The sequence below is a fragment of the Bacteroides sp. AM44-19 genome, assembly GCF_003603395.1.
Taxonomy (GTDB): Bacteria; Bacteroidota; Bacteroidia; order Bacteroidales; family Bacteroidaceae; genus Bacteroides; species Bacteroides uniformis.
This window is the reverse complement of record NZ_QTNB01000001.1, coordinates 394,800-419,566: the sequence shown is the minus strand read 5'-3', so window position 1 is coordinate 419,566 and position 24,767 is coordinate 394,800. Positions and strand designations below refer to the sequence as shown.

At 50.6% G+C, this 24,767-nt stretch carries 21 protein-coding genes; 9 read left to right on the top strand and 12 right to left on the bottom strand.

From position 1 onward, the window contains the following. Positions 1 to 44: 44 nt before the first annotated feature. Positions 45 to 227, top strand: a complete 183-nt coding sequence (locus DW947_RS01950; protein ID WP_005828120.1) for a hypothetical protein — start codon at positions 45 to 47, stop codon at positions 225 to 227. A gap of 109 nt (positions 228 to 336) precedes the next feature. Next, entirely contained in the window at positions 337 to 1,677 is a 1,341-nt protein-coding gene (locus DW947_RS01945; protein WP_119958429.1) for an MATE family efflux transporter, read from the top strand. On the opposite strand, the gene DW947_RS01940 is transcribed toward DW947_RS01945, so the two are convergent. Further along, positions 1,674 to 2,825 (bottom strand): glycerate kinase, encoded by a 1,152-nt coding sequence (locus tag DW947_RS01940; protein ID WP_119958428.1) that lies wholly within the window; start codon positions 2,823 to 2,825, stop codon positions 1,674 to 1,676. The genes DW947_RS01945 and DW947_RS01940 overlap by 4 nt on opposite strands. A gap of 131 nt (positions 2,826 to 2,956) precedes the next feature. Between DW947_RS01940 and DW947_RS01935 the strand changes: the two genes are divergently transcribed. The 3 genes from DW947_RS01935 to DW947_RS01925 all read left to right on the top strand — a co-directional run bounded on the left by DW947_RS01935 (position 2,957) and on the right by DW947_RS01925 (position 5,467). Beyond that, a complete protein-coding gene (locus tag DW947_RS01935) occupies positions 2,957 to 3,553 on the top strand; it encodes an IMPACT family protein (protein ID WP_009036892.1) in 597 nt (198 codons plus the stop codon). 158 nt (positions 3,554 to 3,711) lie between these two features. Then, positions 3,712 to 4,836: an HpaII family restriction endonuclease gene (locus tag DW947_RS01930; protein WP_119958427.1), complete on the top strand. Its 1,125-nt coding sequence runs from the start codon at positions 3,712 to 3,714 to the stop codon at positions 4,834 to 4,836. Between the two features lie 67 nt (positions 4,837 to 4,903). Further along, positions 4,904 to 5,467: a nitroreductase family protein gene (locus DW947_RS01925; protein WP_009036894.1), complete on the top strand. Its 564-nt coding sequence runs from the start codon at positions 4,904 to 4,906 to the stop codon at positions 5,465 to 5,467. A gap of 111 nt (positions 5,468 to 5,578) precedes the next feature. On the opposite strand, the gene DW947_RS01920 is transcribed toward DW947_RS01925, so the two are convergent. The 9 genes from DW947_RS01920 to DW947_RS01880 form a co-directional block, all read right to left on the bottom strand. Next, positions 5,579 to 7,909, bottom strand: coding sequence for a TonB-dependent receptor (locus tag DW947_RS01920; protein ID WP_119958426.1), 2,331 nt, complete (start codon positions 7,907 to 7,909; stop codon positions 5,579 to 5,581). Positions 7,910 to 8,139: 230 nt separating this feature from the next. Then, a complete protein-coding gene (locus tag DW947_RS01915) occupies positions 8,140 to 8,508 on the bottom strand; it encodes a GntR family transcriptional regulator (protein ID WP_016273519.1) in 369 nt (122 codons plus the stop codon). Positions 8,509 to 8,511: 3 nt separating this feature from the next. Then, positions 8,512 to 9,306: a hypothetical protein gene (locus DW947_RS01910; RefSeq protein WP_016273520.1), complete on the bottom strand. Its 795-nt coding sequence runs from the start codon at positions 9,304 to 9,306 to the stop codon at positions 8,512 to 8,514. Continuing rightward, positions 9,303 to 10,127, bottom strand: a complete 825-nt coding sequence (locus tag DW947_RS01905; RefSeq protein WP_016273521.1) for an ABC transporter ATP-binding protein — start codon at positions 10,125 to 10,127, stop codon at positions 9,303 to 9,305. Before DW947_RS01905 ends, DW947_RS01910 begins: the two co-directional genes overlap by 4 nt. 117 nt (positions 10,128 to 10,244) lie before the next feature. Further along, a complete protein-coding gene (trhA, locus tag DW947_RS01900) occupies positions 10,245 to 10,907 on the bottom strand; it encodes a PAQR family membrane homeostasis protein TrhA (protein WP_229084508.1) in 663 nt (220 codons plus the stop codon). Further along, positions 10,907 to 13,756, bottom strand: coding sequence for an aminomethyl-transferring glycine dehydrogenase (gene gcvP, locus DW947_RS01895; protein ID WP_118940763.1), 2,850 nt, complete (start codon positions 13,754 to 13,756; stop codon positions 10,907 to 10,909). The genes trhA and gcvP overlap by 1 nt, the downstream gene beginning before the upstream one ends. Positions 13,757 to 13,787: 31 nt before the next feature. After that, the gene (locus DW947_RS01890) at positions 13,788 to 14,426 is read right to left on the bottom strand and encodes an MBL fold metallo-hydrolase (protein ID WP_009036901.1); all 639 of its coding nucleotides are present in this window, start codon (positions 14,424 to 14,426) and stop codon (positions 13,788 to 13,790) included. 15 nt (positions 14,427 to 14,441) lie between these two features. Next, positions 14,442 to 15,062, bottom strand: coding sequence for a 16S rRNA (guanine(527)-N(7))-methyltransferase RsmG (gene rsmG / locus DW947_RS01885; RefSeq protein WP_009036902.1), 621 nt, complete (start codon positions 15,060 to 15,062; stop codon positions 14,442 to 14,444). 37 nt (positions 15,063 to 15,099) lie between these two features. After that, on the bottom strand, positions 15,100 to 15,966 hold the full coding sequence (locus tag DW947_RS01880) for a DUF3298 and DUF4163 domain-containing protein (RefSeq protein WP_119958425.1): 867 nt from the start codon (positions 15,964 to 15,966) through the stop codon (positions 15,100 to 15,102). Positions 15,967 to 16,104: 138 nt separating this feature from the next. Here DW947_RS01880 and DW947_RS01875 point away from each other — a divergent pair, with 138 nt between their 5' ends. The 4 genes from DW947_RS01875 to DW947_RS01860 all read left to right on the top strand — a co-directional run bounded on the left by DW947_RS01875 (position 16,105) and on the right by DW947_RS01860 (position 20,908). Next, positions 16,105 to 16,503 (top strand): hypothetical protein, encoded by a 399-nt coding sequence (locus DW947_RS01875; RefSeq protein WP_034528716.1) that lies wholly within the window; start codon positions 16,105 to 16,107, stop codon positions 16,501 to 16,503. Between the two features lie 83 nt (positions 16,504 to 16,586). Further along, a complete protein-coding gene (locus DW947_RS01870) occupies positions 16,587 to 18,803 on the top strand; it encodes a TonB-dependent receptor domain-containing protein (RefSeq protein WP_009036905.1) in 2,217 nt (738 codons plus the stop codon). Positions 18,804 to 18,831: 28 nt separating this feature from the next. Further along, positions 18,832 to 19,143 carry a heavy-metal-associated domain-containing protein gene (locus DW947_RS01865; protein ID WP_009036906.1) on the top strand — a complete coding sequence of 104 codons (312 nt, stop codon included), beginning with the start codon at positions 18,832 to 18,834 and terminating at the stop codon, positions 19,141 to 19,143. A gap of 70 nt (positions 19,144 to 19,213) precedes the next feature. After that, positions 19,214 to 20,908 (top strand): heavy metal translocating P-type ATPase, encoded by a 1,695-nt coding sequence (locus tag DW947_RS01860; RefSeq protein WP_009036907.1) that lies wholly within the window; start codon positions 19,214 to 19,216, stop codon positions 20,906 to 20,908. A gap of 11 nt (positions 20,909 to 20,919) precedes the next feature. Here DW947_RS01860 and DW947_RS01855 read toward each other — a convergent pair whose 3' ends face one another. Both DW947_RS01855 and DW947_RS01850 read right to left on the bottom strand, forming a co-directional pair. Continuing rightward, positions 20,920 to 21,753, bottom strand: coding sequence for a helix-turn-helix domain-containing protein (locus DW947_RS01855; RefSeq protein ID WP_009036908.1), 834 nt, complete (start codon positions 21,751 to 21,753; stop codon positions 20,920 to 20,922). Between the two features lie 92 nt (positions 21,754 to 21,845). Then, on the bottom strand, positions 21,846 to 24,692 hold the full coding sequence (locus DW947_RS01850; RefSeq protein ID WP_008663188.1) for a TonB-dependent receptor: 2,847 nt from the start codon (positions 24,690 to 24,692) through the stop codon (positions 21,846 to 21,848). Positions 24,693 to 24,767 lie beyond the last annotated feature (75 nt).

The window sequence follows — 24,767 nt, the reverse complement described above, 5'->3', positions numbered from 1 at the left end:
TTTTATCTTGTTCTCATATAAGAATTTAGAAAAACTCAATAGGTATGAATATAGATAAGAAAGCAGGGCATATTGACCCGAAAGTAGCATTGTCCCAGGCAGAACATGAAAAGGGAACAGTACCCGGACAACAGATTGGCCTTTACGGTAATGCAGACAAGAGAGATGTTCGTCAGGTCGTAAAGATTCTGAATCCTGACAAAAACAGTATGGAGAGCAGAGGTTAACCCTCTGCTTTTTTTATTACATGCCTCTTTCTTCGTCGAGTCCAGATGATTTGTTGGAGGGTTTTGTATCTTTGTACCCGGAAATGAAACTCTTAAAAACAAAAGCAGGATGCTACGGAAAGGAGACCTCACCCAAGGAGGCATAACCGGTACTTTATTACATTTTACCCTACCCATGATGGTAGGGTCTTTTTTGCAGCAATGCTACAACATTGCAGATACGCTCATTGTAGGCCAATGCATTGGTGCAGGGGCGTTGGCGGCGGTCGGTTCGGCATACACATTGATGGTTTTCCTTATATCCGTTTTGCTGGGACTGGCGATGGGCAGTGGCACTGTGTTCTCTTTACATTATGGTGCCGGAAACCATGTAGCACTGCGTCGTAGCATATTCAGTTCGTTTGTACTGATAGGTATCGTGACACTGATACTGAATGTAGCCGTTTTTATCTGGCTCGGTCCTATTCTCCGGCTGTTGCAGGTTCCGCAAGACATATACGGCATGATGCACAGCTACTTGTGGATAATCTTCTGCGGTATAGTTTTCACCTTTATCTATAACTTCTACGCATCTCTGCTGCGTGCAGTAGGGGATTCTGTCACTCCGCTTTGGTTTCTGGCAGTTTCTGTCGTTCTGAATATAGCGCTCGACTTGTTTTTTATCCTACAACTGGATTGGGGGATTCAGGGTGCGGCTGCGGCCACTGTCCTCGCTCAAGGAGTAGCTGCTCTGGGCATCATCATTTATACTTACAGAAGGCGTCCGGAACTGCGATGGCATCATGAAGATATGTGTTTTGACCGTACTTGCTTGAAGGAAATAGCTTCCTTCTCTACACTGACTTGCGTCCAACAGTCGGTGATGAATCTGGGAATCCTGATGATACAGGGACTTGTCAACAGCTTTGGAACAGCGGTAATGGCAGCTTTTGCGGCAGCTGTGAAGATTGACTCTTTCGCCTATATGCCCGTGCAGGAATTTGGGAATGCCTTTTCCACCTTTATTGCACAGAACTTCGGGGCCGGACGTTACGACCGTATCCACCGGGGTGTTCGCAGTGCATTTGTCACGGCTGTTGTTTTTTCGCTCCTTGTGTCCGTATTGGTTTTCATCTTTGCCAAACCGTTGATGCTTATCTTTGTCCGTCCGGACGAAACGGAGATTATTGCGGTGGGAGTGGCGTACCTACGCATCGAAGGTGCTTTCTACTGTGGCATCGGCATCTTGTTTTTGCTGTACGGATACTATCGGGCCATCCGTATGCCGGGCATGTCTGTTGTGCTGACCGTGCTGTCACTGGGCACCCGTGTAGTTCTTTCTTACTGGCTTGCTTCGATACCTGAGATTGGGGTGACGGGCATCTGGTGGTCCATCCCCATCGGCTGGCTGATTGCTGACGTGGTCGGTATCTGGTGCTATCGGTATGTTAAAGGAGTTAGAGGGAGTTAAAAGAAAATCCGGCAAATTTGCTCCACTGTCCTTCGGATATTTTCTTGAGCAAATTTAGGCTGCATGGCCTGCTCCAAAGAGACGGGAGAGGGGGTAATGGAGAATACGCCCCGGAATCCGGCTGCATTCAGTATCCCGGCATCCTCTATCGCTCCTGCCAGCAGGATGACGGGAATATGTTGCCTTCTTGCTTCCTGCAAGATGCCCGAAGGCACTTTCCCCATAAGAGTCTGCCGGTCCGATTTCCCTTCTCCAGTGATGATGAGGTCGGCATCCTTAATCTTTTCTGCAAAGTCCAGAGTTTCCAAAAAAAGCTCTATGCCGGGTTTCAACTGTGCATCCAAAAATGCGTGGAGACTGCCGCCCATGCCGCCTGCCGCACCGGCACCGGGATGCAAGGATACGTCTTTGCCGGTAGTGTGGAATATGACGTCTGAAAGATGCTGCATAGCAACATCCAGTTCCTTTACCATATCTGCGTCTGCTCCTTTTTGGGGAGCGAATATGTGGGCTGCTCCATTGGGACCGAAGAAAGGATTGCGTACATCACACGCCGCCGTAAAACATGCCTTTTTCAGTGCGGGATGGGCGGAAGAGCTGTCAATGGAGCTGATTGCCGATAGAAGGGCACCGCATAGGGCGATGCCTTTTTTCATGCTTCCCACTTCGTGTCCTTCTTTATCGAAGAAACGGAATCCCAATGCTTGCAGCATTCCCAGACCGGCATCGTTCGTGGCGCTCCCTCCAAGTCCGATGACGAAACGGAGGCATCCCCGTTCCAGGGCATCGCGTATCAGTTCGCCCGTTCCGAAGGTGGTGGTTTTCATCGGATTCCTTTTGTCGGCAGGAACCAGAGGCAGTCCGCTGATGGCGGCCATCTCTATGAATGCGGTATTGCCGTCTCCGGAGATGCCGTAACTGGCATCGCACGGTTGCATCAACGGGTCGTGGGCACGGACGGTGATACGTTTTCCGTTACTGGCTGCAAGCAGGACGTCGAGCATGCCTTCTCCACCGTCGGCCACAGGGAGCACGATGGTCCGGCATTCGGGATATGCGGCATGTACCCCTTGGGCGGCAGCTTCTCCGGCTTCTGCCGAGGTGAGACATCCTTTAAAGGAATCAAGGGCAATCACTATCTTTTTCATAAATGCGGTCTTTTATAATTTCGTCATGCTTCGGATGACAAGTTGTACAATTACAAAGGTATATACAAAATTTCATTTCTTTTTCATGCAAGCATGAAAGTTCTCTCTTCGGTTTGCATTATCTTTGCAGCATGAGCGAAGATACGTATAAAACCATCGTTGCCCCTTCCGAGGGCATTTACACTGAAAAGCGCAGCAAGTTCATTGCTATTGCCCTGCCGGTGCGTACAGTAGAGGAGGTGAAGGCGCATCTGGAAACTTACCAGAAGAAATACTACGACGCCCGCCACGTGTGCTATGCCTACATGTTGGGCCATGAGCGGAAGGACTTCCGTGCCAACGACAACGGCGAACCATCGGGTACGGCAGGCAAGCCGATTCTGGGACAAATCAATTCCAACGAACTGACGGATATTCTCGTCATCGTAGTGCGCTACTTTGGCGGTATCAAGTTGGGTACGAGTGGACTGATTGTAGCTTATAAGGCTGCTGCCGCCGAAGCCATTGCCGCTGCCACCATCATTGAAAAGACGGTAGATGAGGAGGTGACTTTCCTCTTCGAATACCCCTTCATGAACGATGTGATGCGGGTGGTGAAGGAGGAGGAGCCGGAAATTCTGGAACAGTCGTATGATATGGACTGCCGTATGACGCTCCGCATCCGTCAGTCCATGATGCCGAAGTTGCGGGCACGGTTGGAGAAAGTAGAAACATTAAGGTTTGAATAATACAACAAATGGGATAAGAGCCCCTTTTAATAGGGAAGTTGTTCGTTTCCTTTAACGGAACAAGTTGTTTTGTCCTTCGGAACAGACTGTTTTCTTTGCGGAAACGGTACCACTTCTTATGAAAGGCTGACTCCCCCCCTTTAAACAAAAGAAAGTTTATGGCATTTAGTGCAACAAAAAGAGAACTGGGCGAGCTCTACACCTTCTTTCGCCTGCTGGCGGATGGAGCCGTGTCACTGGGTACACCGAAAGCTGAAAAAGACGAAACCCTGCGCTGGCCTGTTGCCTTGATACAGAGGGAAGAGCATGACGGTACGCGCCGTTACTATATCGAAGCGCAGGAAGTGCGCGTTGTCAGCGGAACTGCCGGGAAGGACGGTTCGTTTGTTCCGGGCGAGAAGGAGGAACTGCGTTTCCCCCGCGAAGACTTTGGTGATGCGGCAGAGTTGGTTCTGCATCTGCTGAAGAACGTTTCGGGCGAGGAAGTGGAAGTGACTGAAGGCTTGGAAGCCTTTCTGGATGCTGTCAATATCTTCGACCTGGAAGCAAAGACGGAGGACCGTACCGACTTCTCCGTTGCCTTCTGGCATCCCGAAGCACCTCTAACGGGCTTCAATGTCCGTTGTCGTCTTACCCCGATGAATCCGTTGCTGGACGGAGGGCGCACGGCGAATCTGAAGCTGGAGCAAAGCGGTGTCAAGTTTGCCGTGCCCACGGTGAACAAGGTGAATGCCCTGCCGGAATCTCCTACGGAAGTGGCAGAACGCATGATGATGATTGAGCGACTGGGCGGCGTGCTGAAGTATGCCGACGTTGCCGACCGCGTGTTCCGCTGCAACTTGCTGATGATAGACCTCCACTTCCCCCGCATGCTTGCCGAGATGGTGCGCTTGATGCACTTGGACGGTATCACCCGCATCAGCGAATTGACGGAGCGCATCAAGGAGATGAATCCGTTGAAGATAAAGGACGAGTTGATAAACAAGCACCGCTTCTACGAGTTCAAGATGAAGCAGTTCCTGCTGGCACTTGCCCTCGGCATGCGCCCTGCCAAAATTTATAACGGTACGGACTCTGCCGTCGAAGGCATCTTCCTGACGGACGGTAGCGGGCAGGTACTTTGCTACCACAAATCCCGTCCGCAGGTCTTTGCAGATTTCCTCTATCAGAATACGCGTTTGGAGAAAGGTGCCGTAGAGAAAGATAAATACGGCTTCTTGGAGCGCGAGAACGGCGTCTGGTACTTCAAGCTGAATGTGAAGATTGGACTGGTGAAACGATGAAACAGCCCTACTGAATACGCACCGATTTGCATTATCAATAATCAACTATCAATTCTCAATTAAACAAATGAACGAGACATTACAAACTATCAAGGCACGCCGTAGCGTCCGTGCCTATATGGAACAGCAGGTTTCCGCAGAAGATTTGAATCTTATCCTTGAGGCGGCTACTTATGCCCCCAACGGTATGCATTTGGAGACGTGGCACTTCACTGCCATTCAGAATAAGGAAGTACTGAAAGAGTTGAATGATAAAATCAAAGGCGCCTTTGCCAAGAGTGACGACCCTCATACACGGGAACGTGGACATAGCCAGACTTATTGCTGCTACTATCATGCCCCCACGCTGGTCATTGTCTCCAACGAGCCTACCCAATGGTGGGCTGCTATGGATTGCGCTTGCGCCTTGGAGAACATTTTCCTTGCAGCCAAGTCCCTCGGCATCGGTTCCTGCTGGATTAACCAGTTGGGGCAGACCTGCGACGACCCCGATGTCCGCGCTTTCTTGACAAAGCTGGGTGTACCCGAGAGCCATAAGGTATATGGCTGCGCAGCCCTGGGATATGCTCCCGCCGATGCTCCGGTGAAGGAGAAAAAGGTGAAGGAAGGTACGGTGACCATCATCCGCTAAACAGAGATACCCGCAGGAGAGGTGGCGGTCAGGTAATTAATCATACATGAAGCAACATAAAGTATAATTCCGTCACTCTCCGTTGGGCTTCCTCTTCATAGAGGAAATGGGTTATCGCTGCATATTGATGATGCCGCTGTCCGTATCACTGTTGTTCAGCCCCTTGTTGCCTGCCTTGTGCTTGCGTCCGAACTCGAATGTATAGCCCACGCGCAGCACGACCATCTGTCCCGTTTCCCTGACGAATGTCTCGGAACGGAAAGGAGCCACTTCACTGATTCTTTCTTTTCCCACCTTATAGTTATTGGTGAAAGGAAACATAATGCCGATTCCCGCCTGAAGGTTCCGCCGGGTGTACATTGCCATGAATGCCGTCTGGTTTTCGTTCTTTTTAATGGTTTCGCCGAAGAAATTGTTCTGCACTTTCCGGAACTGCCCGAGCAGCGAGAGGCCTTTATATTGCACTTGCGCCATCACGCTGTAATAGAATTCATCGTACATATGGCTATAGTTCAGGCCTTCCGACCAACTGCGCGTATATCCTCCCGAAGCATAAAGCGTCAGGAAATCTTTCAGTCCGAACAGTGTAGCGCCATTTATGCCGGCCATCAGTTCCGTATTCAGGCTTTGGAACGACCGCTGGTTTTCATCCTTCAGTATCAGTTTGCCGTCCTCCACGAAGATGCTTTCCATGATGGGATTGTCATAATACTGGTGGCGCACGCTCAGATTGGCATTGAACTGCTTCTTCGAATAGCTGTAAGACAAGGAGTTCGTGAACTGTTGATACGTTTTCAGCAACGGGTTTCCGCGGACTATCTGTATCGTGTCCATCGCCTGCTCCACATCAGTCAGCGAGCCGAGCGACGGTATGGCAGGACTGATGTTGAACCGGTAGCGCAGGAATCCCGCCTTCTTCAGATTATAGCTCAACCGCACGGTGGGCGTGAAGGTATAGTAAGCATGGTCTTCCTCACTTTCCTTGAACCAGGCACGTGTCATTCCTACACTGCCCGCATAGCTGAAGTCCTTTACCTTGCCTTGCACCTCGAAGAAAGCGGATGTCTGCGACTGGTCCATCTTCGAAGTGGTAGGGTTGGAACCTTTATACTCATTCTCTGTCCGCATCTGATAGTGGCGGGCACCGCCGCTCAGCTTCACCTCCTTGAAGCTCTTTTCATAGATGGCTTCGCCGATGACGGAGCGCTTGTCGCCGTCCACTAATGTCTGGATGTCTGCCAGCGGTGCGTTCTCGTCCTTGTACTCCTTGTATTTCCGGTTGTTCTTGGTATGGATGAGCGTTCCCGTCACATTCATCTGGATGCTCTGCTGATGGGGCAGGGTATGCTGGAAGTAAAGGTCGAGCGCCGGAGAGTAGCTGGATGTGTGGTTGTTGACGTACGAATAGATGGACTCCGTGCTGCCCACTGCCCACATCTTGTTCAGTTCATTCTGGTAGGGGGCATTGCTGAGGTTGTTACGGAAGATGGCATTGAATACATATTTGTCCGCTTTCGTCAGATTGTACGTCAGATTCAGGTTGTTGATGAAGCTCAGAGAGGGCGACTCGTCTTCGATGCCTTCCTTGATGCGGTCGATGGTGCGGTCGCCCAGATAGAAGGTTTCGTGGGATTCGAGGCGGCTGTGATACTTGCCGTTCTTGTTGAAGTAGTCGATGCCCCATTCGGAGTTCTTGTAATTGAACTTCGCGCTCAGGAAATTCTCTCCCCATAGGGTGTGGGGCGAATCGGAGAGTTGGAAGTTCACAACACCGCCCGTTTCGCGGCGGCGCAGGATAATGTTGACTACGGCGCCCAGCTCATCGTCTCCGTACTGCTTGCCGGGGTCTTCGATGAACTCCACACGCAGTACGTCTTTGGCTCTGACGGCCGCTATCTCCTTGTCTGTCACTTTAATGCCGTTGATACGGGTTTGTACGGCCCCGCCACCGCTGACGCTCATGCTGTTGCTCAGATTGTCCACTTGCAGACGGGCAATGCCGAGATTGTTCAGCAGGTCGTAGGCACCGAACGAGCGTTTGAGCTGGCTTTCGGAAGGCAGGATGATTTGCCGGTCTACCCGCTGCAGCACATTGCTGGCAGATACCGTCACTTCACCGAGGCTCACGGCATCTTCCTGCAACTGTACATCGCCCAGGTCGAGGCTTTTATTCAGTTTCAGCAGTATGTTTTCACTTTGGAGGCCGATGAAGGAGATGGAAAGGCGGTAATCGCCTGCCTTGATTTTAGGGAGGGCGAACTTGCCTTGTGCATCCGAGGTTACTCCGGTCACCAAAGTAGAGTCTATGGTCCATAATGACACATTGGCGGCTATAACTGCTTCTTGCGAGGCGTCCGTGACGCGTCCTTTGATGGAGAGGCTCTGTGCCTGCGTACGGAGTACGGAGAGGGCAAGCAATAGTAAAAAAAGTTTGGTTTTCATAATCGTTTGTATTAGTCTGTTACTGTTGGATAGGGATGTAAAAGTCACTCTTCCCGCTAAGGGAAGATGCTGAAGCTTGTATATCAGTTGTTTATACTTTCCTCGTCTGTCCGATGAAAGTTAGGAATGCATGAAGGAATAAATCTCGTACATCAGTGTCGAAACTTTGACAATCGTAAGTCCGAAGAGGAGTCCGAAGGTAATCCATAATGCAGTCTTTGCGTATCTCTTCATGAACCGTCTTTTTTAAGTTTGTTATATCGTTCTGTTATTTCTTCTATACTGATGCCGAGCAGCTCCATGCTGTGGAACATGTCGGCAAGCTGGTTGTCAAAAAACTCTTTCTTCTGTATTCGCATCACTTTCTTCACCGCATCTTTGGAGAGGTAGAACCCCATTCCCCGTTCCGGGTAGATGATGTCCTCCGTCTGGAGGTATTCATAGGCCTTCAGCACGGTGCGCGAGTTCACTGCCAGTTGTGTGGAGAGCTCCCTCACGGATACCACCCGCTCTTCTGCCCGCCATTCGCGGGTGAGAATCTTGCTGAAACAGAAGTCTACAATCTGCTGGTATATCGGTTTGTTGGTCTTGAAGTCCATAGGCTAAAGCTGTTTTTCTTTGAGCAGGAAGTAGCTCGATACCCATGAACCGAGCAGCACACTGATAGGAGCCGCATAATTGCAGAAAGTCACGATGGCTTGTGCACCGGCCGACAACGGATAGTTGGTGTTGGGCCATGTGGCAATGTTATCCATCCAATATCCGTCCGCTCTGGCTTCGGGCATGAGGGAGGCCACAAAAGTTACAATTCCTATGCAGACGGCAATGGAGCCTACAAAGATGGTAAAGCTTTTCAGCAGGACTTGCCGGCTGAAGGCGAAGTAGCCGATGAAGGCGGAAGCATGCAGGATTACATAGGTCAGTATCTGGGTGTTGTGTATCCGGAACATCGTGATGTGCGTTGCGAAATACTGCAGGAACTCGCTGCCGCTTAAGGACAGCAGACCTTTGAGGCAGGCTATCAGTAGACCGCAGAATAGGGGAAGCAGCAGCAGGTATTTTATCCAGACATGCAGGAACTTCTCGAATGCCGATGCCGGCAGCAGTATATCGAGAGTGGAGCTGCGTTTGCTGAAATTTGTTTCCAGCAGGCAGGGGGCCATGAGGATAAACCATAGTACGTAGCGGGAGAATTCGGTGGCAGAGGTATGTTTGCCGTAGTAACTTCCACCGCGGTTTATGTCGTAGAGGATGCACAGGATGCAGATGAACGATACAACGGCTGCCGACCAAAGCAGGTGTCTGCCGGTCTCATTCCTTTTATATTGTTCCAGTAGCAGGAAGCGTTTCAGATTAAAAGTTGCGTTCATAGTTCTGTTTGTATGATAGATTTTCATTGAAACATGCTCTGTATCTTTTCCGGTTGTTGCAGCACCGCTTTATACAGCAGCTCGATGTCCGGTGTGTTCTCCTCTCCGTCCTCGTTGGGAATGATGGAGAAATAACCCGATAGATTCTCTTCGCTGTAGATGCTTTCTTCCGGCAGAATGCTTGTCCGGGCAAAGAGAAGCCGGTTACTGATTTCGTCCAGCGAACGGTTCAGTAATATTTCGCCTTTGCCAAGGATGATGAGGTGGTCCAGCAGGTTCTCGAAATCGTGTGCCTGATGGGTGGAGATGAGCAGCGTGCTTTCATCGTCCATGCTGCGGCTGATGATACGCTTCAAGGCTTGGCGAGAGGTGATGTCCAGCCCGTTTGTCGGTTCGTCGAGTAGGATGTATGGAGTATGCAGGGCAAAGGCGTATGCCAGCATTGCCTTCTTCTGTTGTCCGTAGGAGATGGAAGAGAGTTTTTGTTTCCGGTCGATTTTCAGTTCTTCCAGGTTCAGCTCGAATTCTTCTTGATTGAAATGTGGATAGAATACGGAATGGCGTGCAGCGAAGCTGGCGATACTCTCGGTTGGCATCTGCAACTCTTCGGGCAGGAAGAAGTAACGGTTCAACCCTTCGGGCTGTCTCTCCGCCGTGTTTCTTCCGTCTATACTGCACTTTCCGTTTTTGGGGAAGAGTAGTCCGCAGATGAGATGCATCAGCGTCGTTTTGCCTACACCGTTTTCCCCCAGAAGTCCATATATACCGTTTCCTATTTCCAAAGATATATTGTTGAAAATAAGTGGATTGGACTTGTAACCGTAGCTTGTGTTCTCTATCGTTATCATAACTTTATTGGTGTTGTACTGATGTACAACACTGCAAACGTAGGGTAAGTTATGGAGAAAAGCAAGGGGGAGAGATGCTTATTAACTTCTTTTAGCAGTTGTGCGCTTGTCGTTTGCTTACAGCATCTTCACCAGTATGTCCCATACAGCCACCATGTGGCAGGCTGAACCGCCCAATACAAAGAAATGGAAAACCGAATGCATGTACCGTGCCTTGCGCAAGGAGTAGAAAGCAGCTCCCGTGATGTAGCATACTCCTTCGGCAATAATCCAGTAGCAGGCTGTAGGGGAGAGGGCGAAAAGCTGCTTGAATACTACCAGTACGGACAGTCCCATCAGGATGTAACACACTGTTTCCACGTAACTGTGCTCCTCCATCTTGCGGAAGCTGACAACAGTACCGATGATGGCGCATAGCCAGACGAAGCCGAAAAGTCCCCAGCTCCAACCGCCGTCCTCTCTCAATGCAATGAGTGTGATGGGGGAATAACTGCCTGCAATGTGCCAATAGATGGCTGCATGGTCCCAATGCCGCAAGCGTCGTTTCCACGGATTATGATGTTTCAGGGAGTGGTAGAGTGTGGAGGCAAGATAGGAGCCGCCCATACCGAACAGATAGAGCCATACACCGAATGCTGCCCAAAGATTCTGTGCTTGGTAGCATTTTATCAGGAATAGTGTACTTACAATTACTCCCATGGCAATGCCGATGCCATGGGAGATGGAATTGATGGTTTCTTCTTTTTTACTATAAAATAGTCCGTTACGCTTTCTTTTCATCAGTCGAAGCATCCATAGCATGTAGGCAACAGTTTACGGTCTCCCAACGTATTATCCACGCGTGCCACGTTCACCCAGAACTTGTTTTCGCGTACGCTTTCTATCGGGTAGGCTGCCTTTTGGCGGGTATAGCTGTGCTCCCACGTATCGGCTACCACTTCGTATTCGGGATGCGGGGCATTCACCAGCACGTTGTCCGTCTTGTCGGCTTCGCCGTTCTTCACTTCCTGAATCTCGTCCCAGATGGTCAGCATCACCTGCACGAAGTTATCCAGTTCGGCAAGGCTTTCGCTCTCCGTCGGTTCAATCATCAGCGTGCCGTGTACCGGGAAGGAGAGGGTGGGGGCATGATAGCCGTAGTCCATCAGACGTTTGGCGATGTCGTTTTCGCTGATGCCCGTCTCTTCGTGCACCTTACGGCATTCCAATATCATTTCGTGTCCTACGAAGCCGGTAGCACCGCGGTAAACGATGCCGTATGTATCCTTGAGGCAGGCTGCCAGGTAGTTGGCGCTGAGGATGGCTATCTTTGTGGCCCGTGTCAGCCCTTCTGTTCCCATCATGCGGATATAGCCATAAGTAATGGGGAGGATACCTGCACTGCCGAAGGGGGCTCCGGACACCTGGTTGGCTGCATTGCCGAACAATTTGTGTCCCGGAAGGAACGGAACCAGATGCTCTGCCACGCAGATGGGGCCTACGCCCGGTCCGCCGCCGCCGTGAGGAGAGGCGAACGTCTTGTGCAGATTCAAGTGGCAGACGTCCGCACCGATAAAGCCGGGATTCGTCAAGCCTACTTGGGCATTCATATTGGCACCGTCCATATATACCTGCGCACCGCAGGCATGTATGATGTGGCAGATTTCCACTATTTCCGTTTCAAAGATACCGTGTGTGGAAGGGTAGGTAATCATCAGGGCGGCGAGGTCATCCTTGTTTTCTTCCGCTTTGGCACGCAAGTCGGCCATATCCACATTGCCTTGTGCATCGCAGGCGCAGGTCACGGTGGTGAAGCCAGCTTGGATGGCGGATGCCGGGTTGGTGCCGTGTGCGGATGCCGGTATCAGCACCTTGTTGCGGTGTCCTTGCCCGATGCTTTCCAGATAGGCGCGGATGACGCGGAGTCCGGCATATTCGCCTGCCGCACCGGAGTTTGGTTGCAGGCTGACGCCGGCAAAGCCGGTAATTATTTTCAGCTCTTCACTGAGGTTGCTTATCAGTTCGCGGTAACCTTCGGCCTGGTCTTCGGGCACCAGGGGATGCATGTTCATGAATTCCGGACGGCTGAGCGGCAGCATCTCTGCGGCAGCGTTCAGCTTCATGGTGCACGAGCCGAGGGAAATCATGGAGTGTGCCAGTGAGATGTCCTTGCGGTCGAGACGCTTGATGTAGCGCATCATCTCCGTTTCCGTATGGTATTTGTTGAATACTTCATGTGTCAGATAGGTGCTTTGGCGTTTCATCTCCGCGCTGATGCTGCTTGCCATGGGTACGTCGCTTGCCTTTTCCCAATCCCTTCCGGCGGCAATGGCAAAGATGGAGAGCAGTACGTTGACGGCAGTGATGTCCGTAGTCTCATCGATGCTCATACCTACGTCCCCATTCTTGAAATAACGCAGGTTCACTTCCTTGCTCAAGGCGATGGTACGTATCTGCTGTGCCGAAATGGTGTCGGGCAGTGCAAAGCGGAGCGTGTCGAAATATTGTACATTGACCTGCTTGTATCCCAGTCTGTTGATGCTCTTTTCCAAGAATACGGCAATGCTGTGGATGCGTTCTGCAATGGTGCGGATGCCTTCCGGACCGTGATATACGGCATAGAATCCTGCCATTGTAGCCAGCAGTGCCTGCGCGGTACAGATGTTAGAAGTCGCCTTTTCACGCTTGATATGTTGCTCGCGGGTTTGCAGCGCCATGCGGTAGCACAGCTTGCCGTATTTGTCTTTCGACCAGCCGATGATGCGTCCCGGCATATTGCGCTTGTACTCGTCACGGGTGGCAAAGTAGGCTGCCGACGGCCCTCCATAGAACATCGGGGTACCGAGCCGTTGTGTGGTTCCGAAGACGATGTCAGCTCCCCATTCTCCCGGAGGGGTGAGCAGGGCGAGGCTCAGAATGTCGGCGGCAACGGCCACTTTGCAGTTGGCTGCATGGGCTTTTTCCACGAAGGCGCGATAATCTTCCACGTTGCCGGCGGCGTTGGGATATTGCAGTACGCAGGCGAAGATGTCCGGTGTGAATTCCATTTCATGGTATTTTCCTATACGCAGCTCGATACCTTGCGGAATGGCGCGGGTAGTCATTACCGCCAGTGTCTGCGGGAAGACGGCTTCGTCTACAAATACCACGTTGGCACCCGATTTCTGCATGTCGCGCGGACGCAGGGCGTACATCATCGTCACGGCTTCGGCTGCGGCAGTCGCTTCATCCAGCAGGGAGCAGTTGGCAAGGGGCATGCCGGTGAGGTCACATGCGGCAGTCTGGAAGTTCATTAGGGCTTCCAGGCGTCCTTGTGAGACTTCGGTCTGATAGGGGGTATAGGAAGTGTACCAAACGGGGTTCTCGAATACATTCCGTTGGATAACGGCAGGAGTGATGGTATTGTACCATCCCATACCGATATAGGTTGTGTAAAGTTTGTTTTTGGCAGCCAGTCCTGCAATGTGCTGTCCGAATTCATACTCCGTCATTGTCTTGGGCAGAGCCAGCGGTTCTTTCAGGCGGATGTTGGCAGGAATGGTTTTATCAATCAGCTCGTCCAGGCTTTTCACTCCTATTTTTTGGAGCATCTTCTCCTCGTCTTTTTCGCTGATGCCGATGTGGCGGTAGGCCAATAGGTCGTTTTTCATGGCTGTAATGATTTAAAAGTTTGCTGTATATTTACCGGAAGAACGGATTCTCCGCTTTCTCTATTCCTATGGTAGTCGGTGCTCCGTGTCCGGGATAGACAATCGTGTCGTTGGGCAGGATGAACAGACGGCTGCAAATATGCTCTATCAGTTCGTCGAAGTTGCCGCCGGCAAGGTCGGCACGGCCGATGCTGCCTTGAAACAGCACATCTCCCGAGAACATGCAGTGGTCTGCCGCGCAATAGTACACCAGGCTGCCCGGCGAGTGTCCCGGCACATGGATGGCTTCCAGTTTAGTATTGCCGAAGGTGATGATGTCTCCATCGTGCAGGTAAGTGCCCAGGGGCACGGGGGCCTCCTGCAGTTGGAAGCCGAACATGCGGCTTTGTTTCGGCGCTTCGTCAATCCAGAATTCATCGGCCTGGTTGGCTTCGGCCTTCAATCCGAACTCTTTCAGCATGAAAGGATTGCCGAAGATATGGTCCAGATGCAGATGGGTATTCAGCAGATGTTTCACATTCAGCCCATTCTTGATGATGAAGTTTTTCAAGGCCTGCTTTTCTTCTTCATAAAAACAGCCCGGGTCAATGACGACCGCTTCATTGGTTTCGTCCCAAAGCACATAACAGTTCTCCGGGAACATATTAAACTCAAATCTCTTTATTTTCATATTATGTATTTAGATTTATCCCCCTACATATACTACTTTCTTTGTCTCGAAGAACTCCTCTTCAAAGAACTCCTTCAGGTCCCACAACGTGGTCTTGTTCTTGACGGGCATGGTTTCGTTCCCCAATTCGCCCCCCTTGAGGCAAATTAGTCCGTTGGGCAATGCATTCTGCTGTTTGGAGGAGATGTTCTTGCGGATAATCTTCAGTAGGTCTGTCAGTGGCATCACGGCACGGCTCACCACAAAGTCGAACTTCCCTTTTTCCTCTTCTGCGCGGGCATGGCGGAAGGTGACGTTTTTCAGCCCGATGCTGTTGGCTATTTCGGAGGCTACGCGTACTTTCTTTCCGATGCTGTCCACCAGATGGAATTGTACTTCGGGGAAAAGGATGGCAAGCGGGATCCCCGGAAAGCCTCCTCCCGTGCCGAGGTCCATAATTTGTGTCCCCGGTCTGAACCTGATTACCTTGGCTATGCCCAGAGAATGCAGCACATGGTGTTCGTACAAGTTCTCTATATCTTTGCGTGAAATGACATTAATCTTAGAGTTCCAGTCCAGATAGAGGTCGTAGAGTGCGGCAAACTGCCGTTTCTGTTCTTCCGTCAGGTCCGGGAAATATTTGAGTATTAAATCCATTGTGAATTTTATGTTGATAGACAATTGATTACAGTTCCTATTCACCGTCTGCCTTTATAGCACTGCTCAAGGTGATGAATTCACCGTTCATCAGATGGGCTATGTCCTCATAAGACAACGTGATTTTGGTTGCTCCCATTACGTATGGGGCAATTTCATATACATTATAATAGAAGGTGATTCCCGTTGGGTCCAGATAGAAATTCTCGATGGGCTCCAGATCGCCGGTGGTGGCGTAACCCATGTCCTCCAGCTCTTGGCGGGTGCTGACGTTGTTGTCTGCCATCAGCTGTTTCCAAAGCAAGTCGGTCAGCGCTTCCTTATAGTCGCCTTCAAAGAGGTCGTCCAGGCGGATGGGGCTTAGGGTCTTTAGGTCGAGGTTGAGGAAGGTGGACATATAGATGCCGTGTGCGCCGCCGGTATATTCGTTGTAATCTATACGGTAGGTCAGTATCAAGGTATTGCACAACTGCACATGGCTTTCGATTCCTTTATAATAGGAATACCAAGCTCCTATGCTTTCTTCGTCCTCCTTGTCCTGCTCATCCTTTTTGTACATCGGCTCCAGGTCATTGCGGTAGTCGCCGACATATTTCTCCGTATATTTCTTGACAGCTTCTTCGGGTGTCATCGCCATGTACTTGTCGCCGAAGCAAGCAGAGAGGAAGAAGGTGTTCAGACTGTCTTTCAGCCTTACGTCGGATGACTGGCTGGCGTAGGCAAAGTTGAGGATGAGGTTGCAGGCCGGCTTGGCTGTGTCTCCGAAGAGATGTGCGGTTTCGTTTACTTGTATACTGTCGAACTCCAACGCATATGCGTTTTTGTTCACGGTGTTACCGCAGGAAAAGAAAAAGCCGCTTGCCGCAAGCAGAAGGACAAGTAGGCTGACAGTTTGCTTTTTCATATTGAGTTTCGTTTATAAATCAACATATCAATCAAAAAACTTTATCGACAAATATAGAACTTATTAACGAACTGCACACATAAAAAAGGAAAAATTAATTCCGGCAAACGGTTAAAACTTTCTATCTTTGCAACGCTTATGAAGGAACTCCGTTACATACTGGCTGTACTCTTTTCCTCCCTTATCATTATAAGCGGAGTGGGGATTTCTGTAGTTCAGTATTGCTGTGCCGGATGCGAGACGACGCAAAGCTGCTGCACTTCCGGCTGTTCCAAATGCCATAATACACATCGTGCCTCACGGCAAACATGCAAGGGTACCGGCTGTACAGCCGTCTACTACAAGGTGGATTTCGTGAAGTATGCACACGAGTCTGCTTCGTTCGTGCCATTCCTTACACTGTTTTGCGAGCAACTGCCGCTGTTTGATCACTCCTTGCCGCAGGTGGCTTGTACTCCGAGAGTTGTTTCAGGAGCACCGCCATATGTCGTCGGCTCGCGTCATTATCTGGCGCTCTATTCCACGCTTCTCATTTAGTGTTGTTTTATACGGGGCAATGACCTGGATTGCCCGGAGGGAACTGTTTGTTTTTTAATCACTTCTTTAAGTATAAAACAGAAATGAAATATAGTTTGATAGCCATTCTTTTGTTCTCTTTCACCGCCTTGCAGGCGCAGGTAAAGGGAACGGTAAAGGATAATTTGGGCGACCCGATTGCGGGTGCCAACCTCTTCTGGCAGGGAACTACTCAAGGCACCACCACTTCGGTGGACGGTACTTTCTCCTTGTCCAAACCCAATGACAAGCATATGCTTGTAGTCAGCTTTATCGGTTTTGAGAACGATACGATACACGTCAGTAACCGCAATGAGACGCTCGACATTGTCTTGCGCGAAGGGGTGGAACTGAGCGAGGTGAATGTGGTCAGCCGTAAGTTGGGCACCATGAAGCTGCGTAACAGTGTGATGAACGAAGATATGATAAGCAGCGCCGAGTTGAGCCGTGCCGCTTGCTGTAATTTGGGAGAGAGTTTTGTGACTAATCCCTCGGTGGACGTCACTTACTCTGACGCCGCCACCGGTGCCAAGCAAATCAAGCTTCTCGGCTTGTCCGGTACGTATGTGCAGATGATGACGGAGAATATCCCCAACTACCGCGGCTCTGCCGCCCCCTACGGACTGGGTTATGTACCCGGGCCATGGATGCAGAGTATTCAGGTGAGCAAGGGCAGTTCGTCCGTGAAGAACGGCTATGAGGCCATCACGGGACAAATCAATGTGGAATTCAAGAAACCCCAGTTGCCCGAGGCCGATTGGTTCTCCGCCAACCTCTTTGCCAGCAGCACCAACCGCTACGAAGCCAATGCCGATGCCACGGTGAAACTCTCCAAACGCTGGAGCACCTCTTTGCTGGCGCATTACGAGAATGAGACCAAAGCTCACGACAGCAACGACGACGGCTTTGCCGACATCCCCCGTGTGGAGCAGTACAACCTCTGGAACCGCTGGGCATACATGGGCGACCGCTACGTCTTCCAGGCAGGCATCAAAGTGCTTACGGAAGACCGCAACAGCGGGCAAGTCAGCCATGGCAAAACGTCCCTGGCAGACCCTTATAAGATAAGTATAGGTACCGACCGCTACGAAGCTTTCACCAAGAACGCCTATATATTCAACAAGGAGAAGAACACTAACCTGGCATTGATTCTCTCCGGCTCCCTGCACAAGCAGGATGCCTTGTACGGACGGAAAATCTACGATGTGGACCAGCACAACGCTTATGCCTCCTTGCTGTTCGAGACGGAACTGACCAAGCGTCAAAGTCTTTCTGCCGGACTGAGCTTCAACTATGACTCCTACGACCAGCACTACCGCCTGGACAATGACGCCGCACAGCCTTTGACGAAGAAATTCACCAAAGAAGCCGTCCCCGGCGCCTACGTGCAGTACACCTACAACTGGGACGATAAACTGGTGCTGATGGGTGGCATCCGCGGCGACCATAGCAGCGAGTACGGCTATTTCGTCACCCCGCGTTTCCATGTGAAGTACAATCCCAACGAGTATGTACATTTCCGTCTTTCGGCAGGAAAAGGATACCGCACGAACCATGTGCTGGCCGAGAATAACTATCTGCTGGCAAGTAGCCGCCGGATAGACATCGCCAAACGTCTTGACCAGGATGAGGCCTGGAACTATGGCGCAAGCACTTCCGCCTATATTCCCTTGTTCGGCAAAACCTTGAACCTGAATGCGGAATACTATTACACGGATTTCAGCAAGCAGGTGGTGGTAGACATGGATACGGACCCGCATGCCGTTCTGTTTTACAACCTTCACGGCCGTTCCTATTCGCAGGTAGTGCAGGTGGAGGCAAGCTATCCGTTCTTCCCGGGTTTCACCTTTACCGCGGCTTACCGTTGGACGGATGCCAAGACGAATTACAACGGAGAGCTGATGGAGAAACCCCTTACCAGCAAATATAAAGGTTTGCTGACGGCTTCCTATCAGACACCTTTGGGATTGTGGCAGTTTGATGTAACTTTGCAACTGAATGGTGGCGGGCGCATGCCGGCTCCATACGAACTGACAGACGGCAACTGGTCGTGGGAAAGGCATTATGGCGGCTTCGAGCAGTTGAGTGCCCAGGTGACGCGCTATTTCCGTCGCTGGTCTATATACGTCGGTGGCGAGAACCTGACAAACTTCAAGCAGAAAAACCCCATCATTGATGCTTCCAATCCCTGGGGAAGCAACTTTGATGCTACGATGGTTTGGGGACCCATGCATGGGGCAAAAGCCTATGTAGGTGTCCGTTTTAACTTGCCGAGAATATAATATTATTTATTAAATCAATAGCGAAACAATGAAAACAAGAAGATTTTTAATGACTTTGGCAGTTGTACTCTTCTGTGCATCTGCCGCAATGGCAAAAGACATCCGTACAGCCGTGTTCAAGGTGGCACAGATGAAGTGTGAGAACTGTGTAAGGAAGATAAACAATAACATCCGTTTTGAGAAGGGACTGAAGGACTTCCACACAGACCTGAAGACAAAGACGGTAACCATCACGTATGATGCCGACAAGACCAGTGTGGAAAAGTTGAAAGAAGGTTTCGAAAAGTTCCATTATGAAGCGGAGTTTGTCAAGGAAACCAAGCAGGACGATAAGAAGTAATTGAACAAATGGCTCATTCCGGTTGTTGCTTTATTAAAGCGGAACAACAACCATCTAAAAAATAAATCGAATGAGCAATATAATTACTAAGGCACATCCCGTGCTGGATATGCACAGCACGGGATTGCGCGTCGTCGGTGCATGGCTTTTTGCCATCGTACTGATACTGTTTTCTACAGTCTTTGTGCATATACCCTATACCCGTGAAATACAGATGGTACTGGCAATTCCGGTACTGCTGTTTTTCGGCGCTCCTTTTTATGCCGGTGCCTGGAAGGGGACCCGGTCGGGCCGCAACAATATAGACCGTCTGGTGGCGCTTACCACCTCTGTGGCTTTTCTGTTCAGTGTGTTCAATACTTTCTTCCCGGATTATTGGCTGGGCATCGGGCTGGAACCGCATGTCTATTATGGGGTTGCCGCCGTCATCATCGCCTTTTCCCTGACCGGCGAGTTTATGGAGGAACGTGCCCGGCGAAATGTGTCGGCGGCTATCCGCCGGTTGGGAGGCTGGCAGCATAACGCAGCCCGCGTACTGCCGGAGAAGCAACGCATTGACGACCGTGTTGCCGAGCTTTTTGTCCCGGTCATTCTCATCATTTCCCTGCTGACCTTTTTTATATGGGTGTTCTTCGGAGGCATAGATGTAGTGTCACACGGTCTGTTTGCCGCTTTGTCCGTATTGGTGGTGGCTTGTCCGTGTGTGGTAGGGCTGGCCACTCCAGTAGCTTTGGCGGCGGGCCTTAATAAAGCTGCCCGCAATCATATCCTAATCAGAGACACTTCCGCTTTAGAGCAGATGCGCAATGTGGATGTGGTGGTATTCGATAAGACCGGGACTCTGACAGAAGGGCATCCTACGGTAATAGGCTGGCTGTGGGCGCAAGGGCAGGAGGAGCATTATAAAGATGTATTGCTTGCCGCCGAGTCTACTTCGGACCATCCTCTGGCAGAAGCAATCGTTACGGCCCTGGAAGGGGAGGAGCAGGTTATCCCTGCCCACCTGGACGGTTTTGAAAACATTACCGGAAAAGGTGTCAGAGTGGCCTATCAGGGTGCGGAATATTGGGTAGGAAGCCATAAACTGCTGAAAGATTATCAAGCCAATTTGTCGGATATCCTGGCCGATATGCTGACACAATATGAATCGGACGGAAACAGTATTGTCTACTTTGGGCGTGAGAACGATTTGCTTGCCGTTATTGCCATCAAGGACCAGTTGAGGGTGACTTCTATGGAAGCTATCCGGGAACTGCGTATCCAGGACATCGAGATATGCATGCTTACGGGAGACGGTGAGCGTACGGCTTCTTCCGTGGCCGGCAGTTTGGGTATCATGCGTTTTGTGGCCGATGCCATGCCCGATGACAAAGAGGATTTCATCCATAAGCTGCAGCTTCAGGGTAAAACGGTCGCCATGGTAGGTGACGGCGTGAACGATGCGCAAGCCTTGAGCTGTGCTGATGTAAGCATTGCCATGGGAAAGGGGACCGATACGTTGATGGACACCGCCATGATTACTCTCAGGACTTCAGACCTGCTGCTGTTGCCCAAAGTTTTCCGGTTGTCTCGCCAGACTGTGAGCCTCATGTACCGGAATCTGTTCTGGGCTTTCATCTATAATACAGTGGGTATCTTTGTCGCGGCCGGAGTACTCTATCCCGTTTATGACATTCTGCTGAGTCCTGCGCTGGCAGGTGCTGCCATGGCTCTTTCCTGTGTATCCGTGGCTTTGAGCAGCCTTCGTCTGAGTTCCAGGTTCTGACGGCTGTATTCTCAGCTGTTCCTATACTCCAGCGGACTCATGCCCATGTGCCTCTTGAAGTATTTTCCAAAGAAAGAAGCACTGGGGAAGTTCAAGGAATAGGCAATCTCCTGAATGGTCATGTTGGTTGATTTCAGCTTGGCTTTCACGTCTACGATGACGACGTGGGCGATGATGTCCAATACATTTCTGCCGGTCACTTGCCTCACGGTGGTGCTGAGGTGTTGCAGGGAGATGCCCAGTTTGTCGGCATAGAATTGCGCGCGGCGTTCGCGGGTATAGTTTTCGATGACGAGCTGCACCAGTTCGCGGCATATTTCCTCTTTCCGGCTCTTGTTCCCTTTTTGCATCTGCGGACGGTGGCAATACATTCTGTCTATGCCGCTGAGGAGCATGCTCAGAGTGCTTTGAGCCATTTTTGTATCGGGAGGATAGGGACCGGTCGTGATGCGTGCCCATAAGGCAAAATAGTCCTTGAAATAGGAGGCGACGGTAGGGTTGACAGCCAGTACCGGATACTCCAGTATGTTGGAGAAGGAACTTAATGTAGACTGGATGAGGTTGACTCCATTGAGGCAATGGGAAGAAAACCCCACGAATCCCAGGCATACTTTTTCCTTTTGTTCGTAAAACTGTATGATGGTTCCGGGAAGCAGGGTAATGAAATCCCCTTGCTTGATTTCCGTATCCATCAGATTGATGGATACCGTGATGGAACCTTCTATACAAAGTGCAAAGATGCATGCTTTCAGACGGCAAGACTGTTTGTATATGTTTAGAATGTCTTCCGTTACTTCAGTCCATGCAATCATGTCTACTGGCAGGTCGACTTGAGGAAATTCCATACGCTTTGTCGTTTAGAGTTCGCACAAAGGTAATTCTTTTCCGGGAAAAAGTAACGGAAGACATTCTGTTTTTAAAATGAAATGTTCTTTTTTTAAAATGTAACGTCCATCTTTACGACGAAAGTACGTGGCGCGCCCACTGCCATGGGACGATAGCTGTACTCCTTGTTCAGCAGGTTGTTTATCATGAACTGGAAAGCTACTTCCTTGGTGGCTTTCACCCCGAAGCGCATGTCCACTGTGGCATAGTCCGTATTATGCTTTTTCCAATAGGATGCCAGGGTTTCCCCGTTGGACGAGCCGAAGAGGATGCCGCGCACGTAGTCCAGCAGGTCAGGTTCACTTTTGCTGCGTTCGTCCAGCATAATATAGTCCACGGCAAGTATCTTGCTTTTCCAGTTTACGTTGGCACCTATGTTGATGCGTTTCCACTGAAAGTCCAGCGTGGCCTTGAAACTGTGTTTCGGACGATATTTCAAGTACTTGCCGTCATTGCTTTTCTCCTTCATCTGAAGCGGGTCGGTATAGGTGTTCTCCAGGGCATTGCGTTTCTTGTAGTCGGCATCCCTCGGTTCGGTATATACATATCCCAGGTTATAGAGCAGCTTGGCGTTTTTGTTGAAGGTGTACATGCCGTTGGTGCTGATTTCCATTCCATAAATCTGTGCTTTGGACACGTTGTGGAACTGTGCCCCGATGCCGAAACCCTTGCCGTTCTTCAGCATTTGTATGGCGTCTGTAACGCTGTTTATCATGCTCAGGTCCGCATTGTTGAATAGGCCGAACTGGAATTCCACCATATCCTTGTATTGGGTATAGAAAGCGGCGACATCTGCAAATCCTTGTAAATTGCCTGCCTTGTACCCTTGCTTGAATCCCAGCTCGGCATTGAATCCTTTTTCCGGCTGTACGTTGTAGTTGGGATATACACCTACACCTCCGATGTCTTTGCGAAGGTATTTCTCGGTGATGGAGGGATTACGGTAACCCTGGCCGAAGCTGGCACGCAGGAAGCTGTAATCGGCTAGCTGGTAGTTCAGCCCGGCACGGAACACGGGGCGGAAAGGAATCTTGCTCCCGAAAACCTTTGTGTCGGCTTCCCGGTAGTGCTTGTCTATCCGGTAGTATTCGGCACGTACACCGGCCGATACGCTGAGGCGGTCCCAGAAGCGCTGGTCGTATTGCATATAGGCGGCAACATTGTCACTTTGATGTACTTCTTCCGTTTCGCCGGAGAAGGTGCGGATATGTTCGTAAGTCAGACCCGTGGTGATTTGTGCGCCGCCGTCCCATTTCTTGTTGAACTGATAGTCCAGATAATAGTCGTAATTCTTGTCCGTCCGTGTTGGTGATTGATTGCGCTTCGGATTGAGTACACCGGATAGCCAGGGAACCAGGTCGCTGGGTAGTTTCCCTTCAAGCAGTCCTCCCATGTCAGACGGCAGGCCGTTGCTCATTACCCAAGAGATGAGGTCGCAATAGTCGGCAGTGGTGGCATTGGGGAATATGTTGTCCAGAGAGCCGAAGACACCGTCCATCAAATCACTCAGCTTGTCGCTTCCCAGCCATTTGATAACTCCGGTCATCAGTGGCTGGAGGGCTGTGTAGTCTCCATTGGCAATGTTCTGGATGACTTGTGCGTCGGTGCCCATGTTGCCCAGAATATCCGTAATGGAGGCGGATTGTGTAGGGCGTACCACATTGTCCGCACTGTAGTAGAAACGGCCCTTTACTTTGTGTGAAGTACCTCTTTCAGGATTGGTGAAGTTGAAGAAAGGGTCAATGCGGAAGTTGTTGGACTCACGTCCCATATTAGTAAAGGGAGAGGGGCGGTAGGCCTCGCCGGGCGAGCGCCAGATGAAGAAATCCCCGTACTTGTTGGAAAGGAAATCCACGTTGAAACCGTAGTTCATCAGTTTCATACCCATATCCGGCTGATAGTAGGTGAGGTTTCCGTTGATGTGGAAACGTTTGTTGTAACCTTGTTGGCGGTAGCCCTCGTCGGTAAAGAGATTCAGTCCGCCGCTGACGTCAAAGTTACCGATGCGGCGGGAGTGGGTGAGGTCGAAACCTTCGTAGAGCGGATTGCGTACACCGCTGAAAAGGCTGTTGCGCAACAAGGGCTTTACCGGATATTTGTCCTCTTTCCAGAAAGATTTGTCACTCCATTGGTAATCGCTGTTGTCGGGGTCGTCATAGATTCCTACATAGGCACTGAAACGGGTCTGAGGGGTCAGTCCCGGCCGTGCGGTGCGTATGTTGATGATGCCGTTCAGGGCCGACGAACCATAGAGCACGCTGGAGGCTCCTTTGATGACCTCTACCTGCTGCACATTTTCCAGAGGTACGCTGTTCCAGTTGATGACTCCGTTTTGGGGGCTGAGCACGCTCATCCCGTCTACCAGTACCAGGCTGCGGGCACCTACGCTGTAAGTCCAGCCGCCACCGCCTCGAATGCTGGGTTGCTTGTCGATGATATCCACCCCCGGAATGGTCTGCAGTGTCGAGGTGATGTCTGTGGGAGCCTGGCGGGCAATGTCACTGGCCTTTATCAAATCCATGGAGACCGTCACATCGCTCAGCTTCTGTTCAAACCGTCCGGCCGAGACCACGACATCTTCCAGCAGGTTGGTGCTTTCCTTCATGTACACGTCTTTCTGCATAATGTCTCCTTTGCTGATGACGATGGGCATTGGCACATCCTCATATCCCACGTAGCTGAATACCAAATCTACACCTCCCGCCGGCAGGTGTACTTCGTATGCACCGTTTATGTCGGTCACTACGCCTTGCGTGTCTTTCAGCTTGTAGGTGACCGATGCCCCTGCAAGCGGTTCATTGGTCGTTGCATCATATACGTGCCCCTTCAATATCTGTGCAGATATGGAAAAGCTGAACAGTAACGCTGCGAATAGCGTTATTAGAATTCTTTTTTTCATAAGTCTGTCTTTTTGTGAATAGTTATATCAGAATGTTTGCAAAGTACGTGAGATATTATCAGATTATCAAGGTGT

What these genes read in the sequence shown, in the direction of transcription:
- DW947_RS01950 (WP_005828120.1), top strand. Translation starts at nt 45, where the DNA reads ATGAATATAGATAAGAAAGCAGGGCATATTGACCCGAAAGTAGCATTG.
- DW947_RS01945 (WP_119958429.1), top strand. Translation starts at nt 337, where the DNA reads ATGCTACGGAAAGGAGACCTCACCCAAGGAGGCATAACCGGTACTTTA.
- DW947_RS01940 (WP_119958428.1), bottom strand. Translation starts at nt 2,825, where the DNA reads ATGAAAAAGATAGTGATTGCCCTTGATTCCTTTAAAGGATGTCTCACC.
- DW947_RS01935 (WP_009036892.1), top strand. Translation starts at nt 2,957, where the DNA reads ATGAGCGAAGATACGTATAAAACCATCGTTGCCCCTTCCGAGGGCATT.
- DW947_RS01930 (WP_119958427.1), top strand. Translation starts at nt 3,712, where the DNA reads ATGGCATTTAGTGCAACAAAAAGAGAACTGGGCGAGCTCTACACCTTC.
- DW947_RS01925 (WP_009036894.1), top strand. Translation starts at nt 4,904, where the DNA reads ATGAACGAGACATTACAAACTATCAAGGCACGCCGTAGCGTCCGTGCC.
- DW947_RS01920 (WP_119958426.1), bottom strand. Translation starts at nt 7,909, where the DNA reads ATGAAAACCAAACTTTTTTTACTATTGCTTGCCCTCTCCGTACTCCGT.
- DW947_RS01915 (WP_016273519.1), bottom strand. Translation starts at nt 8,508, where the DNA reads ATGGACTTCAAGACCAACAAACCGATATACCAGCAGATTGTAGACTTC.
- DW947_RS01910 (WP_016273520.1), bottom strand. Translation starts at nt 9,306, where the DNA reads ATGAAAATCTATCATACAAACAGAACTATGAACGCAACTTTTAATCTG.
- DW947_RS01905 (WP_016273521.1), bottom strand. Translation starts at nt 10,127, where the DNA reads ATGATAACGATAGAGAACACAAGCTACGGTTACAAGTCCAATCCACTT.
- trhA (WP_229084508.1), bottom strand. Translation starts at nt 10,907, where the DNA reads ATGAAAAGAAAGCGTAACGGACTATTTTATAGTAAAAAAGAAGAAACC.
- gcvP (WP_118940763.1), bottom strand. Translation starts at nt 13,756, where the DNA reads ATGAAAAACGACCTATTGGCCTACCGCCACATCGGCATCAGCGAAAAA.
- DW947_RS01890 (WP_009036901.1), bottom strand. Translation starts at nt 14,426, where the DNA reads ATGAAAATAAAGAGATTTGAGTTTAATATGTTCCCGGAGAACTGTTAT.
- rsmG (WP_009036902.1), bottom strand. Translation starts at nt 15,062, where the DNA reads ATGGATTTAATACTCAAATATTTCCCGGACCTGACGGAAGAACAGAAA.
- DW947_RS01880 (WP_119958425.1), bottom strand. Translation starts at nt 15,966, where the DNA reads ATGAAAAAGCAAACTGTCAGCCTACTTGTCCTTCTGCTTGCGGCAAGC.
- DW947_RS01875 (WP_034528716.1), top strand. Translation starts at nt 16,105, where the DNA reads ATGAAGGAACTCCGTTACATACTGGCTGTACTCTTTTCCTCCCTTATC.
- DW947_RS01870 (WP_009036905.1), top strand. Translation starts at nt 16,587, where the DNA reads ATGAAATATAGTTTGATAGCCATTCTTTTGTTCTCTTTCACCGCCTTG.
- DW947_RS01865 (WP_009036906.1), top strand. Translation starts at nt 18,832, where the DNA reads ATGAAAACAAGAAGATTTTTAATGACTTTGGCAGTTGTACTCTTCTGT.
- DW947_RS01860 (WP_009036907.1), top strand. Translation starts at nt 19,214, where the DNA reads ATGAGCAATATAATTACTAAGGCACATCCCGTGCTGGATATGCACAGC.
- DW947_RS01855 (WP_009036908.1), bottom strand. Translation starts at nt 21,753, where the DNA reads ATGGAATTTCCTCAAGTCGACCTGCCAGTAGACATGATTGCATGGACT.
- DW947_RS01850 (WP_008663188.1), bottom strand. Translation starts at nt 24,692, where the DNA reads ATGAAAAAAAGAATTCTAATAACGCTATTCGCAGCGTTACTGTTCAGC.